At 59.3% G+C, this 14,701-nt stretch carries 13 protein-coding genes and 6 pseudogenes; 11 read left to right on the top strand and 8 right to left on the bottom strand.

Features of this window, described 5'->3' with window-relative positions; translation table 11 throughout:
• From APH36_RS02250 to APH36_RS30490, 5 genes and pseudogenes are all read right to left on the bottom strand, one after another.
• A partial coding sequence (locus tag APH36_RS02250) for a hypothetical protein (protein ID WP_156342049.1) occupies window positions 1-1,958 on the bottom strand: 1,958 nt, incomplete at its 3' end.
• Window positions 1,942-3,093: a site-specific integrase gene (locus tag APH36_RS02245; protein WP_016711355.1), complete on the bottom strand. Its 1,152-nt coding sequence runs from the start codon at window positions 3,091-3,093 to the stop codon at window positions 1,942-1,944. The genes APH36_RS02250 and APH36_RS02245, both read right to left, overlap by 17 nt.
• 129 nt (window positions 3,094-3,222) lie before the next feature.
• A pseudogene (locus APH36_RS02240) lies at window positions 3,223-3,594 on the bottom strand (endonuclease); the annotation flags it as partial.
• A gap of 6 nt (window positions 3,595-3,600) precedes the next feature.
• On the bottom strand, window positions 3,601-3,843 hold the full coding sequence (locus APH36_RS02235) for a DUF1654 domain-containing protein (RefSeq protein WP_016711353.1): 243 nt from the start codon (window positions 3,841-3,843) through the stop codon (window positions 3,601-3,603).
• A gap of 105 nt (window positions 3,844-3,948) precedes the next feature.
• Window positions 3,949-4,167, bottom strand: a pseudogene (locus tag APH36_RS30490) (NAD(P)/FAD-dependent oxidoreductase); the annotation flags it as partial.
• On the opposite strand from APH36_RS30490, the pseudogene APH36_RS31535 reads away from it, so the two are divergent.
• Window positions 4,154-4,312: pseudogene (locus APH36_RS31535) on the top strand (ornithine cyclodeaminase); the annotation flags it as partial. The pseudogenes APH36_RS30490 and APH36_RS31535 sit on opposite strands and share 14 nt — an antisense overlap.
• 49 nt (window positions 4,313-4,361) lie before the next feature.
• Here APH36_RS31535 and APH36_RS33030 read toward each other — a convergent pair.
• A pseudogene (locus APH36_RS33030) lies at window positions 4,362-4,457 on the bottom strand (RidA family protein); the annotation flags it as partial.
• Here APH36_RS33030 and APH36_RS02230 point away from each other — a divergent pair.
• A pseudogene (locus APH36_RS02230) lies at window positions 4,456-4,771 on the top strand (helix-turn-helix domain-containing protein); the annotation flags it as partial. The pseudogenes APH36_RS33030 and APH36_RS02230 sit on opposite strands and share 2 nt — an antisense overlap.
• A gap of 266 nt (window positions 4,772-5,037) precedes the next feature.
• Window positions 5,038-5,346 (top strand): annotated as a pseudogene (locus APH36_RS02225) (MarR family transcriptional regulator).
• Between the two features lie 103 nt (window positions 5,347-5,449).
• Here APH36_RS02225 and APH36_RS02220 read toward each other — a convergent pair.
• Window positions 5,450-6,538, bottom strand: coding sequence for an asparaginase (locus tag APH36_RS02220; RefSeq protein WP_060492717.1), 1,089 nt, complete (start codon window positions 6,536-6,538; stop codon window positions 5,450-5,452).
• Window positions 6,539-6,851: 313 nt separating this feature from the next.
• Between APH36_RS02220 and APH36_RS02215 the strand changes: the two genes are divergently transcribed.
• The 7 genes from APH36_RS02215 to APH36_RS02185 all read left to right on the top strand — a co-directional run bounded on the left by APH36_RS02215 (window position 6,852) and on the right by APH36_RS02185 (window position 13,879).
• Complete coding sequence (locus tag APH36_RS02215; RefSeq protein ID WP_060497310.1) at window positions 6,852-7,808, top strand: sugar ABC transporter substrate-binding protein; 957 nt, start codon at window positions 6,852-6,854, stop codon at window positions 7,806-7,808.
• A gap of 21 nt (window positions 7,809-7,829) precedes the next feature.
• Complete coding sequence (locus tag APH36_RS02210; protein ID WP_060497309.1) at window positions 7,830-9,383, top strand: sugar ABC transporter ATP-binding protein; 1,554 nt, start codon at window positions 7,830-7,832, stop codon at window positions 9,381-9,383.
• Complete coding sequence (locus tag APH36_RS02205; protein WP_060497308.1) at window positions 9,380-10,375, top strand: ABC transporter permease; 996 nt, start codon at window positions 9,380-9,382, stop codon at window positions 10,373-10,375. The genes APH36_RS02210 and APH36_RS02205 overlap by 4 nt, the downstream gene beginning before the upstream one ends.
• A 4-nt stretch (window positions 10,376-10,379) precedes the next feature.
• Window positions 10,380-11,402, top strand: coding sequence for a LacI family DNA-binding transcriptional regulator (locus APH36_RS02200; RefSeq protein ID WP_060497307.1), 1,023 nt, complete (start codon window positions 10,380-10,382; stop codon window positions 11,400-11,402).
• 15 nt (window positions 11,403-11,417) lie between these two features.
• A complete protein-coding gene (gene rbsK / locus APH36_RS02195) occupies window positions 11,418-12,326 on the top strand; it encodes a ribokinase (RefSeq protein WP_060497306.1) in 909 nt (302 codons plus the stop codon).
• Window positions 12,323-12,721: a D-ribose pyranase gene (rbsD, locus tag APH36_RS02190; RefSeq protein ID WP_016711344.1), complete on the top strand. Its 399-nt coding sequence runs from the start codon at window positions 12,323-12,325 to the stop codon at window positions 12,719-12,721. The genes rbsK and rbsD overlap by 4 nt, the downstream gene beginning before the upstream one ends.
• Before the next feature lie 156 nt (window positions 12,722-12,877).
• Window positions 12,878-13,879, top strand: coding sequence for a nucleoside hydrolase (locus APH36_RS02185; protein ID WP_060497305.1), 1,002 nt, complete (start codon window positions 12,878-12,880; stop codon window positions 13,877-13,879).
• Here APH36_RS02185 and APH36_RS02180 read toward each other — a convergent pair.
• Window positions 13,851-14,063, bottom strand: a complete 213-nt coding sequence (locus APH36_RS02180; protein ID WP_060497304.1) for a hypothetical protein — start codon at window positions 14,061-14,063, stop codon at window positions 13,851-13,853. The genes APH36_RS02185 and APH36_RS02180 overlap by 29 nt on opposite strands.
• Before the next feature lie 257 nt (window positions 14,064-14,320).
• Between APH36_RS02180 and APH36_RS02175 the strand changes: the two genes are divergently transcribed.
• On the top strand, window positions 14,321-14,641 hold the full coding sequence (locus APH36_RS02175) for an I78 family peptidase inhibitor (protein ID WP_060497303.1): 321 nt from the start codon (window positions 14,321-14,323) through the stop codon (window positions 14,639-14,641).
• Window positions 14,642-14,701 lie beyond the last annotated feature (60 nt).

Raw genomic sequence — 14,701 nt, 5'->3', positions numbered from 1 at the left:
TTAGTGATGATGAATGTCTTGCTATCCTTTTCGAGTTGTCCGAAAGGAGAGATGGTAAAGCCGGCGTTTTGGGCAGACATGAGCAATGCGTCAAATTCTTCCAGTTCGCCGACGTCATCTTTCGCCTGCGCCCAACCAAGCATCACTTTCAGATCGGCAACGCTGATCAACGTCTCGCTGCGAATAGCTTCTTGTACTTTACGTGCGTCTTCTACCATTAAATGGCCAACATTGGACGCAAATAACGCTCTCTTATTCAAGCGGTATTTGGTTTCGCTAGCGTTCATATATACTACCTGTTTTACGCCAGGCGAGTGCGCTGTTGCATCAGCCCCTACGACTTCTTGTGAGTATTTCTCAAAAGCCTCATTCTCTGGGTTGCCGCCGTCGGTATCTAAGATTGCACGCGACTGGGCGATTGAGGTAATTGTAATTGTCTGCCGTTTATGTGGGGCAGGATTTTTGCTGATAATTCCGGAATCAGCATTTTCGCGACGCCGCTTTTTGTTATTCCAGTTCGTGCGGTTATTCATCGCAACGCGACGGATAATGTCTGCAAATATTTCTATCTCAGAGTTGGCTTTGTATAGGGACTGATATTGGTGTGTGTGTTGAAAGGCGGCCATGACTAAAGGCCTATATGGAACGCAGTCAATGCTTTGAAGGTTTGACGTCACTGGCAAGTCAAATAATAAATCCCCAGTCTCCGGAAAGCGTCTCTGGAAACTGCACTTTAGCTCATTAAAAATAGCATAGGCATTATACTGTATGGACTTAGAGTAATGCATTGGTACGTCGCGTATTACCTGGGAGCTCCGGTTCTTTGTGTAAACGGCAGATGCTACGCTAGGTGTGATCCTGAGATCTCCATGCCGCATATCGGTAATGCCGGATAGTTGAACCCTATCGGTAGCTAGTAGCCATGCAAAAGCAATTTCTTCGCTAGGCGTATGCTTTAATAAGAACAGGTAATCTATATTGTGAAAGTAGAGCTTATGATCGTTATTTTCTGGATAAATGTCTAGCGTGCCAGTGCTGCGGAGGCCCAGCTTAATTAGGCGGTTAGCTTCTTCAATAGTTAAGCTTGAGTTGCTTTCGATTTGTCCGTATGCAAAGTCTACGCGGTTATGCAGAAGCCTCTCCTTTAATGAGATATTCTCGCTTTCTAGGATGGCGCCCGCGATAGCTTTATAAGCTGTACTACGATCGCTCTGGTTGGTGCTGTATCTAAGGCGTTCGTAGTTACTGCCGTATCGGTGGAGCATAACGGCAAGCTGTTCCATCACGTTTTTATTGCTAAGTAACTCTAAGCGCTGCTCGTTCATCTCGTTAAGGAATTCACAGCAAAAACGAATAGTAGATCTAACAATCTTCAATTCGTCTTTTTCAGGTTGGTTGGTGATCTGTCCTAAGCTGGGAGTTGCTTGTCCTTTACGATTAGAGACTGAAGGGATAAATGCTAAGGCTTCTCGGACAGCAGCCGCAGCTTCAGCCAGGGCTGGGTTACCATATGCCTTGTTGAGGAAAGCGTCGAAAGCCGTCCGGTAATTTGACATGTAAACACAAACAGAATTCAGGTTGGAGTTTTTCACCGTGCGCAAGTGCCTGGCGAAATCTTGCATAACCGCCGCTGGTAATCTCTGCGCATCTGGGTACTCTACTACCGCCCATTTTGCAAGTATATTGAACCTTAGGATTCTCGAGTATGCATCGGTAAGCGAGTTGGACTTGCTTTCTCCGCTGTTGAAATACTGCAGCAGAGATCGAAAGATAGGACAATCTCTAAATTGTTCGGGGATTTCAACGCGGCGCTGCTCAACTTTTTTGCCCTTATCTACTTGCATTGAGACAATTGCGAAAACATTTGATGGGCTGAAATCGACGATTGGTGTAGGAGCCATCGAGGAAAGCGTTACTGGGTTCTCATCTGCGGTCTCGTTATCAGTCATCGTGCTCATTACTAAGTTCGCGCCTTATCTTTTCTCTACGGTTAAGCTTGCCATCAAAGACAATATAGTCTTGAGTTGTGGCTTTATCTTCATGTCCCATTTGCTCAGGTACATATTGCCACGGGTCATACCCATGTTTGTAGCAGAAATCAACCAGGTTCGTGGCGTACGTATGCCTTAGCGCATGGAAGGTGAGCTTCAGAAAATTTGGCTTTGTCAGAAAATATAAATGAGGTTCGTCGACATGGATCTCATCTAGGATATCATCGATTTTAGCGCTGGCTATGACTCTCGCTGATTTGAAGGTGTTTGTGGCGTGTCCTTCAAATAGAGGGGAACCATCTCTTTTGCAAATCAGTGATCCATCTGCAATTGCTCCTGGCTTGCGTCTTCCTTCCATGAAGGCTTTTATCTTCCTGAAAGCTTTCGGTGGCACGTCGACTTGGCGAAGCTTATCTCCCTTGCCAATTATGGGGATAGTAATTGTTTTTTCGTCCCTCTGCCCCGCCCGAAAAATGCGCGCTCTTAAATCTGGAGTTTGCAAGTTCCTTGAGTCAGTAATTTCAGCGCACCGTAGTCCGCAATGAAATCCAAGATGCAGAACCAACTCATCTCTTTCTTTAGTAAATGCACATTGAGCTTTGACGCTGCTCAGCAAGTGAGTGAATATCTTTTTTTCAATGTACTTATTAAACAGATCAAAATTGACCTTCTTTTTCGCGTCACCTTGATGTTTCTGTGCGGTGCTGACGTACTGGTAAGTAAAGGACGCAGGGGCATTGAGCATTCCAGTCTGCCAAGCATGCGCATAGAACGATCTGAGCGTTGAAATATGGCGCTTGATCGATTTATCGACACACGACCTGGCCTTTTTCAGATACCCGTATAGATAGCCAGACATGTCGTCGTTGGTGAGGTGCCTCCAATCCTGTCCGTGCGTTTGGAGTACCTCGAAAAAGCTTCGAAGGTCATGGGCCGAGGAGCGGATGGAATTCGGCCGCTGGCCGCCCTGAGCCAGATGTACGAGGTAGAGGGTAGGAGCTGGAACGATGCTCTGTTCGCCCAGCGGCCCGTTTTCAAGAATCACGTAGGTGCTTAGGGGGCCCCCTGACCAGCTGACGCCCTCTACGTATTTGACCTTCACCGTACCCTACCTCGAGATCTACAGGCCAAGATTGCTCACTAACCCTAGGCTAATCAGTAGGTTACGTCGATGTCAACGCACCTACGACAAGGTGTCAATGTTTCTTGAAAAACGGTGCTCTCTCGGATAAACCTCGCCGATGCTCGGTACAAGGTTGTGCAGGTCAGCCTCGGCACGTTTGTACACCTCGTCATGCTGCGAGCACTGCTTGCGCCCGCCGTCCTGCCAGCACTGGCGCTGATGGCCGATCTGCCAGGCGGGCACGATGTGCTCCCACTCGATACGTGACGCGCGCTGGGCATTCTTGCGCGGGGCATAGCCGCAGGACGCCAGGTCGACCTTGTTGCCTTTGTATTTGCAGCCGCAATAAAACTCGGTCGATTGCGGTGCATACAGCTTCCAGGCGACCTGCTTGGCCTCCTGAAAGGTGCGTGGGGCATCGGCTTGGGCAAATGGAGCGGTCAGTAACAGGCAGGCTGCGGCAAAAAACGAAACTCTCATGCGGGGTCAGTCTTCCTTCGGTACGGTCCAGAAAACCTGTACGCCACCGTCGTCGCGGTGAGCGAGGGTGACGTTGTCGTTTTCTGCGATCTCCTCCAGCAAGGTTTCCCAGTCTTCCGGGCTTTCCTGTTCCAGGCGAAAGATCAGCGCCGCTCGGCTGCGCTGGGCGGTAGGGCTGTTGATGATCTTCTGGATGCGTACACCCAGCTGTTCATAGCTGCTCGGGGTGGCGGAGGCGGTGCTGGACACAGACATTTCCTTGTTTTGCTGTATGCACATACAGTATTTCACTGTAAGTAAATTCGCAACAGCTTGTCGGGGGAAATCCACTCATGGTCAGTCATCGCCATGACGTCAGGTAAAGCGTTCGAAGCGGCAAGGGGCGGGGTCGATCAGCGGAGCGGCCTGGGACACCAGGTCCGCTGCCGGCTGGCCGGCCGCAGGCGAGGTGCCGAAGCCGTGCCCGGAAAACCCAGTGGCCAGGGTCAGGCCCGGAAGACTGGCCACCGGGCCGATCACCGGGTTGGAGTTGGGGGTGACGTCGATGGTCCCGGCCCAGCATGCACCAGGGCGCCTGCACGACGACGAAATCATCCTGATGTCGGTCGGCGGCATGCCCGTCGAGGACGTGGCCTGGGGCGCCGTGGTGTACCGCAAGGCGCTCGAACAAGGCGTCGGCGTAAAGCTCAACCTCTGGGGAAACCTCGTTCTCAGCTGATCCCTCCACTACCGGATCACAAGGCAAAACCTATGACACAGATCACCAAACTGACCGTGGTGGCCGGGTCAATACCACGGAGCTTCTCACCTGTCACGTCCATTACCCGTGGGACATCGGCCGGCTCCTGGATGAACACGCGTGAGTCGCTGGAGTCGACCCCGGCGCGGCACGAAGACCTGAAAATCTACCACCGTTTCAATGCACTGATCGAAGCGCATTACCTGGAGCACTGGCTGCTGGCCCGCTACGCGCAGCAAATTGGCGTGACCGAGGCGCGGCTGAACGACGTGTGCCGACCTGCCGTCCAAGCGCCTGCTGTTGTTCTCTGGCAGCACGGCCAACGAAATTTGCTACCAGCTCTGCTTCAAGGATCCGGCCTATTTCAGCCGCTTCTTCAACCGCTACGCCAAGCTTACGCCGGTTGAGTACCGCCAACGGCAGGCGGGCTTGCAGTGAAAGGGTCATGGCAGGGCACCCGGAATATGTTGTTTGTAGCGGATGGTCGCAGCCCGCGCGCCAGGCTTGAATGGGTTTTCCGTGGAACAGATTGCACTTTCCATCGTGCATGCCCTTAAATTCGTGAGCAGAGAAAAACCACAGGCTTGACCATGACCAAGATGCAACCTTCGCTCACACTGATCCTTCTGCAGGCCCGGGAAGCCGCAATGGCATTTTTCAGGCCGCTGTTGAACGAGCACGACCTGACCGAGCAGCAATAGCGGGTGATCCGCATCCTCAAGCAGCATGGCGAGCTGGAGAATTACCAACTGGCAGAGCTGGCCTGCATCCTCAAACCGAGCATGACTGGGGTGCTGGGGCGGCTGGAGCGTGACGGGCTGGTGCGGCGGCAGATGGTCGCGCAGGACCAGCGACGTGTTTTCGTGACGCTGGCCGAGGGCGCGGAGGCGTGCTTTGGCTCGATGAAGGAGGGGGTGGAAGCCAACTACCAGTAGATTCAGGCGCAGTTTGGCGAAGAGAAACTGCAGCAGCCGATGGGGTTGTTAAACGAGCTGAAGCGCATCGCGCCATGACCCTCTCCTAGTCTTGCGCGAGCTTTTTGTAGGAGCGCGTGTTAGCCAGTAGGGTTGGAGCGAAGCCCCTAGGGCCGGCGTACCGGCTCTGGGGGCGGTACGATCAATACTCCCAGAAGATCCGCTGCAGCTCTTTGCTGTCCTGGGTCTTGGTCATCGCCACCATCGCCAGAATCCGCGCTTTTTGCGGGTTCAGGTCATGGGCCACAACCCAGTCGTTCTTGTCATCCGGCTGTTCGGCGTTGCGCAGCACGAAACCACCTTGGTTGACGTGCGACGAACGGATGATCTGCACACCATTCTTGCGCAGCTCCTGCAGCGCCGGCACTACTCGTGACGATACCGAACCGTTGCCGGTACCGGCATGGATCAGCGCCTTAGCACCGTTCTGCGCCAGCGCCTTGTAGGCAGTGTCCGTCACGTTGCCATAGCCATAGGCGATGTCCACCTGCGGCAGGCTGCTGATCTGCTTGATGTCGAACTCGGAATTGACCGTATGGCGCTTGGCCGGCAGGCGGAACCAGTACGACTTGCCTTCCACCACCATGCCCATCGGGCCCCAGGCGCTCTTGAACGCTTCGGTCTTGATGTTCACCGACTTGCTCACGTCACGGCCAGACTGGATCTCGTCGTTCATGGTCACCAGCACGCCCTTGCCGCGCGACTGCTTGTCACTGGCCACGGCCACGGCGTTGTACAGGTTGAGCATGCCGTCGGCCGACATGGCGGTGCCCGGACGCATCGAGCCGACGACCACGATGGGCTTGTCGGTCTTTTCCACCAGGTTGAGGAAGTAGGCGGTTTCTTCGAGGGTGTCGGTGCCGTGGGTGATCACGATACCGTCGACGTCCTTGCTCTCGGCCAGTTCGGCGACACGCTTGCCCAGCTTCAGCAGGTCGTCGTTGGAGATACTTTCAGAGGCGATCTGCATCACCTGCTCGCCGCGTACGTTGGCAATGTCGGCCAGTTCCGGCACACCGGCAATCAGCTTGTCGACGCCCAGCTTGGCGGCCTGGTAGGTGGCACTGTTGGCGGCGCTGGCGCCGGCGCCGGCAATGGTGCCGCCGGTGGCGAGGATGACCACGTTGGCCAGCTTCTGCTGAGTTTCGGCTTCTTTGGCCGAGGCGGTGGCGGGCAGGATCAGCAGCAGGGCGAGGGCGCTGGGGGCGAAGGTTTTAAGTGCAGCATTCATCGTTATTGTTCTCTCTCTTCCTAATGAGATTTTTCGTATGTCGCATAAGGCTTGAGGCATGTTTCATACCAGCTTGTGCAAACGCCTGCAGGCACGGTCTTGAGCCGCGACAGGGGCCAGTATTCCATTCGAAAATCCGAACAGGCGTAGGAAAAGGTGTTCGGTTTTCCGGAAAATTCTGGATAATCGGTACCAGCAGAGCTCAGGCCACCGAACGCCAAACGGATTTGACAACCCCCGGTCTTATTTCCATAGTTAGGCAACGCAAACGTTTGCGATCCGATAAAAAACACAAGATTCGGAGTCATTGTCCATGAAGCTGCCGTTCCCCGGTCGTCTGCTGGCCCTCGCTGTCGTTTCCACCCTGTCTTTCGCCCTGCCGTTTTCCGCCGCCCACGCCGAAGACAAGCCCAAGGTCGCCCTGGTGATGAAGTCACTGGCCAACGAATTCTTCCGCACCATGGAAGACGGCGCCAAGGACTACCAGAAAGCGCATCCCAACGAGTTCGATCTGATCGCCAGCGGCATTAAGAACGAGACCGATACCGGCGAGCAGATCCGCATCGTCGAGCAAATGGTCAATGCCGGCGCCAAGGCGCTGGTGATCGCCCCGGCGGATTCCAAGGCGCTGGTCTTGGCAGTGAAAAAGGCCATGGACCAGGGCGTGGTGGTGATCAATATCGACAACCGCCTGGACCCTGAACTGCTCAAGAGCAAAGGCATCAGCGTGCCCTTCGTTGGCCCCGATAACCGCAAAGGCGCGCGCCTGGTCGGCGACTACCTGGCCAACGAGAAGCTCAAGGCCGGTGACCAGGTCGGCATCATCGAAGGCGTGCCGACCACCACCAATGCCCAGCAGCGCACCGCCGGCTTCAAGGACGCCATGGACGCCGCACAGATGAAGATCGTCTCGGTGCAAAGCGGCAACTGGGAGATCGACAAGGGCAACGCCGTCGCTGCCTCCATGCTCAACGAATACCCCGACCTGAAAGCCCTGCTGGCCGGCAACGACAGCATGGCCATGGGCGCGGTGTCGGCCGTGCGCGCTGCCGGCAAGACTGGCCAAGTGCAAGTGGTGGGCTACGACAACATCAACGCCATCAAACCCATGCTCAAGGATGGCAGGGTGCTCGCCACCCTCGACCAGGCGGCCAGCCAGCAGGCGGTGTACGGCATCCAGGCGGCGCTGAAGATGGTCAAGGGCGAGAAGCCGGACGTGGATGCCGACAACGTCATTCAGACCCCGGTCCAACTCATCACCAAGCCCTGATTGCTGCCAGGAGAAACGGCCATGCCTGCATCGGCCAACGAAGTGGTGCTTGCCGCCAGCGGGTTGGGCAAGACTTACGCCCAGCCTGTGCTCGGCGAGGTCAGCCTGAACCTGCGGGCCGGCGAAGTGCTGGCCCTGACCGGTGAAAACGGTGCGGGCAAGAGCACCCTGTCCAAACTCATCAGTGGCCTGGAATCTCCGACCACCGGGCACATGACCTACCGCGGCCAGGCGTACGCGCCTGGCAGCCGCCGCGAGGCCGAGCGCCTGGGTGTGCGAATGGTCATGCAGGAGCTCAACCTGCTGCCCACGCTGACCGTGGCGGAAAACCTGTTCCTCGATAACCTGCCCAGCCGTTTCGGCTGCATCAGCCAGAAGCGCCTGCGCCAGCTGGCCACGGCTGCCATGGTGCAGGTCGGGCTCGATGCCATCAGCCCGGATACGCCGGTCGGTGAGCTGGGCATCGGCCACCAGCAGATGGTCGAGATCGCCCGTAACCTGATCGGCGACTGCCGTGTGCTGATCTTCGACGAGCCCACCGCCATGCTCACCGCCCGCGAGGTGGAGCTGCTGTTCACTCAGATCGAGCGTCTGCGTGAGCGTGGTGTGGCCATCGTCTACATCTCGCACCGCCTTGAAGAGCTGCAGCGGGTGGCCCAGCGCATCGTCGTGCTGCGCGACGGCAAGCTGGTGTGTGACGAGCCGATCCAGCGCTACAGCAGCACCGAGCTGGTCAACCTGATGGTCGGCCGCGAGCTGGGCGAACCTATCGACCTGGGCCGCAGGCAGATTGGCGCGCCCTTGCTCAAGGTCGACAAGCTCAGCCGCGCCGACAAGGTGCGCGACGTGTCGTTCGAAGTCAGGGCAGGGGAAATTTTCGGTATTTCCGGCCTGATAGGTGCCGGACGAACCGAATTGCTAAGGCTGATCTACGGCGCCGACCGCGCCGACAGCGGTAGCATTGCACTTGGCCAGCCACCCCAGGCCGTTAACATCGATTCGCCCAAGGCGGCTGTGCGGGCGGGTATCGCACTGATTACCGAAGACCGCAAAGGCGAAGGCCTGCTGCTGACACAGTCGATCAGCGCCAATATCGCCTTGGGCAACCTGGGCGCGGTATCGCGGGCCGGCATACTCGATGGCGAGGCAGAAAAGAGCCTGGCAGAGCGCCAGATCCAGGCCATGCGCATTCGCAGTGCGGGCGCGCAGCAAGTGGTGGGCGAGCTGTCGGGCGGCAACCAGCAGAAGGTGGTAATCGGCCGCTGGCTGGAGCGCGACTGCCAGGTGCTGCTGTTCGACGAACCCACCCGTGGCATCGACGTCGGCGCCAAATTCGACATCTACGGCCTGCTGGCCGAACTGGCACGTCAGGGCAAGGCCTTGGTGGTGGTGTCCAGCGACCTGCGCGAGCTGATGCTGATTTGCGACCGCATCGCCGTACTGTCTGCCGGTCGCCTGATCGACACCTTCGACCGCGATCATTGGAGCCAGGACCAGCTGTTGGCCGCCGCCTTTGCCGGTTATCAGAAACGTGACGCACTGCTGCACGACGCAGCCCCCAGGATGGATGCATGAAAACCACTCCGCTCGATAGCCAAGGCGCCGCCCCCGTGCGCCGCAGTGGCACCTATTTTGGCCTGGGCACCTACCTGGGCCTGGCTGGCGCCTTGCTGGCGATGATCGTGCTGTTCTCGTTCCTCAGCAGCCACTTCTGGTCGTATAACACCTTCAGCACCCTGGCCAACCAGATCCCCGACTTGATGGTGCTGGCGGTGGGCATGACCTTCGTGCTGATCATCGGCGGCATCGACCTGTCGGTGGGCTCGGTGCTGGCGCTGGCGGCATCCACGGTGAGCGTGGCGATTCTTGGCTGGGGCTGGGGCGTTTTGCCCTCGGCGCTGCTGGGCATGGCCGTGGCCGCGCTGGCCGGTAGCATCACCGGTGGCGTCACCGTAGCCTGGCGCATTCCGTCGTTCATCGTCTCGCTTGGCGTGTTGGAGATGGCCCGCGGCCTGGCCTACCAGTTCACCGACTCGCGCACCGCCTATATCGGCGATGCCTACGCCTGGTTCTCCAACCCGGTGGCCTTTGGCATATCGCCCGCGTTCATCATTGCCTTGCTGGTGATCGTGCTGGCCCAGTTGGTGCTGACCCGCACCGTGTTCGGCCGCTACCTGATCGGCATCGGCACCAACGAAGAGGCCGTGCGCCTGGCCGGTATCGACCCGCGCCCATACAAGGTACTGGTGTTCGCCCTGATGGGCCTGCTTGCCGGACTGGCCTCCCTGTTCCAGATTTCTCGACTGGAGGCGGCTGACCCCAATGCCGGCTCCGGCCTGGAGCTGCAGGTGATCGCAGCCGTGGTCATCGGCGGCACCAGCCTGATGGGCGGGCGCGGCTCGGTCATCAGCACCTTCTTTGGCGTACTGATCATTTCGGTGCTGGCCGCCGGGTTGGCGCAGATCGGTGCCAGCGAACCGACCAAACGCATCATCACCGGGGCGGTGATCGTCATCGCCGTGGTGCTCGACACCTACCGTAGCCGGCGCGCAGGCCGGCGGAACTGACAACATGGCAACCATCAAAGACGTCGCGGCACTGGCGGGCATTTCCTACACCACCGTGTCCCATGTGCTGAACAAGACCCGACCCGTCAGCGAACACGTGCGGCAGAAGGTCGAAGCCGCCATCCTTGAACTGGACTACGTGCCCAGCGCCGTGGCGCGTTCGCTCAAGGCGCGCAGCACGGCCACCATCGGCCTGCTGGTGCCCAACAGCGTCAACCCTTACTTCGCCGAGCTGGCACGGGGTATCGAAGATGCCTGCGAGCGCAACGGCTACTGCGTGATCCTGTGTAACTCCGACGACAACCCGCAGAAGCAGCGCAGTTATCTGCGGGTGCTGCTGGAAAAGCGCATCGACGGTCTGGTGGTGGCCTCGGTAGGCCAGGACAGTGACCTGCTGCAAAGCCTGGCCAGCGTGCGCACGCCAATGGTGATCGTCGACCGCGAGCTGGAAGGCGTCGATGCCGACCTGGTACGCATCGACCACGAGCAGGGCGCCTACCTGGCTACCCGGCATTTGCTGGAACTGGGCCATCGGGATATCGCCTACATCGGCGGCCCCGCCGAAACCGGGGTTACCCAGCTGCGCCTGAGCGGCTTCCGTCGGGCCATGGCCGAGACCGGGGCGCAGGTGCAGGGCAATCGTGTGCTGCATTGCGACTTCACCAGCCCCGGCGGGCACGCAGCGGCAGCGCAGGTGCTGGAGGGCAAGCGGCCAACGGCGATTTTTGCCGGCAACGACATGATCGGTTTTGGTGTGCTGCGTGCTGCCGCGGAGCGCAATATCAATGTACCCGGTGAGCTGTCGGTGATCGGCTTCGACGATATCGAGCTCAGCCGCTACGTGTACCCGCCGCTGACCACCGTGGGCCAGTCCATCCGTGAGCTGGGCGAAAACGCCGCCTCGCTGTTGCTGGCACGCATCGCTGCACCCCGGCAAGGCGCGGCAGAACAACGCATCGTCGCCCCGCGCATCGTGTTGCGCGAATCCACCGGGCCGCGCCCGGACCTGTTCAACGATTACCGCTAACGCTAAGGAAATATCATGAGTGCCAAGGTCGTGGTAGTGGGTAGCCTGAATATGGACCTGGTGGCCCGCGCCCAGCGCTTGCCCCGGGCCGGCGAGACCCTTCCCGGCGAAAGCTTTTTCACCGTGCCGGGCGGCAAGGGCGCCAACCAGGCTGTGGCCGTGGCGCGGCTGGGCGGCAGCGTGGCCATGATCGGCAATGTGGGTGACGATGATTATGGCCGGCAGTTGCACCGCGCCTTGTATGTAGAGGGCATCGACTGCCAGGGTGTCAGTACCTGCCCTGGCGTATCCAGTGGTGTGGCGCTGATTACCGTGGATGCGGCCAGCCAGAACTGCATCGTCATCATCCCCGGCGGCAACGGCCTGCTGACGCCGCAGTCGGTGCAACGCTTCGATGCCCTGTTGCAAGCGGCCGAGGTGGTCATCTGCCAGCTTGAGGTGCCGGTGGAAACCGTGGCCTGGACCTTGGTCAGGGCCCGTGAGCTGGGCAAGCAAGTCATCCTTAACCCGGCGCCTGCCACCGGCCCCTTGCCGGCGGAGTGGTTTGCCCGCATCGATTACCTCACGCCCAACGAAAGCGAGGCTGAAACCCTGACCGGCATGCCGGTAACCGACCAGGACAGTGCCCGTCACGCAGGGGAACGCTTGCGGCAGATGGGGGCGGGCAAAGTGATCATAACCCTGGGGGCTCAAGGGGCCTTGCTGGTGACGGAACAGGGCCACCAGCATTTCCCGGCGCCTGTGGTGCAGCCGCTGGATACCACTGCCGCCGGCGACACCTTCATCGGTGGTTTCGCCGCCGGTCTGGTTCGGGGCTTGGGGGAGGGCGAGGCCATCGCCTTTGGCCAGCGTGCGGCGGCATTGTCGGTTACCCGCGCCGGTGCACAGCCATCGATTCCCTATCTGGCGGAGCTTACGCCATGAAGAAAACCCCGTTGCTGAACGTTGCCCTGTCGCGGACCATCGCGGGCATGGGGCATGGCGACATTCTGGTGATCGGCGATGCCGGCCTGCCGGTACCGCCAGGCGTGGAGCTGATCGACCTGGCCGTTACGCCAGGCCTGCCGGATTTCGCCAGTGTCTTACGGGCGGTGCTGAGCGAACTGCAGGTAGAGCGGCACGTACTGGCCGAAGAAATGCAGAAAGTGGTGCCACCGGCACTGGTCGAGATCGAGCGGTTGAAAGGCAAGCTGGGCAAGCGGGAATGGCTGAGCCACGAAGACTTCAAGGTGCTGTCGCGCAGTGCCCGCGCCGTGGTGCGTACGGGCGAGTGCCAGCCCTACAGCAACATCGCCCTGATCTCCGGCGTCACCTTTTGAAGGCGGAGGCTTTGCCCCCGATCGCCGGCAAGCCAGCTCCCACAGGGATGTCATCAGCCTTGGGGGGCGGCGCTGTACCTGTGGGAGCTGGCTTGCCGGCGATTGGCTGCAAAGCAGCCCCGGAAATTACTACTCAGGCAACAGGAGTGCCACACCATGCTCAAACCCCTGCTACAAGGACTCGCCCTCATGGCCACCGCCACCACCCTCCAGGCCGCCCCGATCGACCTGATCATCGACACCGACCCCGGCGCCGACGACGTGGTCGCGCTGTTCCTGGCCATGGCCTCGCCCGACGAACTCAACATCCGCGCCATCACCACCGTGGCCGGCAACGTCCGCCTGGACAAAACCTCGCGCAACGCCCGCCTGGCCCGTGAATGGGCCGGCCGTGAAGACATCCCCGTCTATGCCGGTGCCGCCCGCCCGCTGGTACGCACGCCCATCTACGCCGCCGACGTCCACGGCGAAGAAGGCCTGACCGGCGTCCCCGTACACGAACCGAAGAAGCCCCTGGCACAAGGCAACGCCGTGCAATATCTGGTCGACACCCTCGGCGCCGCCAAACCACAGAGCATCACCGTGGCCATGCTGGGCCCGCAGACCAACCTAGCCCTGGCATTGGTCCAGCGCCCGGAAATCGCCAAAGGCATCAAGGAAGTGGTGGTCATGGGCGGCGCCCATTTCAACGGCGGCAACATCACCCCGGCAGCGGAATTCAACCTCTACGCCGACCCGCATGCAGCCCAGGTGGTGCTGGCCAGTGGTGTACAGCTCACCTATCTGCCGCTGGACGTCACCCACAAGCTGCTGACCAGCGACGCTCGCTTAAAGCAACTGGCCGAGGTGAACAATCAGGCCAGTAAACGGGTGGTGGATATCCTCAACGCCTACATCACCCACGACATGGATCTGTACGGCATGCCCGGTGGCCCGGTGCATGACGCCAGCGTCATCGCCTACTTGCTAAAGCCCGAGTTGTTCAGTGGCCGGCGCATCCACATGAGCATCGACAGCCGCGAAGGCCCGGCCTTCGGCCAGACCCTTGCCGACTGGTACGGCGTACTCAAGCAGCCTGCCAACGTGATGTGGGTGGAAGAGGGCGATGCCCAAGGCCTTTTCGACCTGCTCAGCGACCGTTTGGCGCGATTGGAATAGCCGGGTGCGGTGCAAAGCGCTCAAGCACCTGGTCGACGAAGCTGCGCGCCGCCTCGGCGCCGCGGTCGCGTACCAGCAGGTCGACGGCGATCAGCAGCAACTCCTCCGGCGTGCCAGGGCTGTACGCGCTTTGGCCCTCCGCCCATTTGACCTTGATATCGGCATCGATGCTGTGGCTGCTCATGAAAGGCTCTCGCTTGGGCCCGGGGCGGAGGGGCGAATACCGGATCCTGGTATTCGGGGAGGCACTGTGCCTTCACTTCCTAAAGTAAATCATGACTTTGCAGCGCAAACCAAGCGCCTCGTCGGCTGACTGGTAAAATTCGGTCACGATTGCCTTTCGCTCGGGGCGCCCGGTTCAGGCAGACTTGCGCGGTTTTGCAACGAATTCTTGGTGGAGCTGTCGGAACAGGCAGTTCCCAGATCGATTTAGGAGGCTTCATGTTCCGTACCCGTGCAATGTTGGCAACCCTGGCGGTGGCTGCTGTCCTGGCTGGTTGCAGCACTGGCGGTAACTCAGGTGGTGGCGATGCACCAGCCGCAGCGGCTGGCAATGATGGCCGTTGCGAGGCCAGCGGTGCCGATTTCGCCATTGGCAAGCAAGGCAGTGCCGAGCTGCTGGAGCAGGCGCGCAAGGCCAGTGGCTCGCAAATGGCACGTATACTCAAGCCGCACGACGTGGTCACCCTGGAGTACCGCTCCGAGCGCCTGAACCTGAATGTAGACGAGCAAGGCAAGGTCACCCGCGTTAACTGCGGTTGAAGGCCTGTACAGGCGGGTGCAACACCCATAAAAAAAACCCCCCCAAAGGGGGGGTTTTTT

Source organism: Pseudomonas sp. NBRC 111133 (assembly GCF_001320605.1).
GTDB lineage: Bacteria > Pseudomonadota > Gammaproteobacteria > Pseudomonadales > Pseudomonadaceae > Aquipseudomonas > Aquipseudomonas monteilii.
This window is presented reverse-complemented; position numbering and strand designations above follow the sequence as displayed.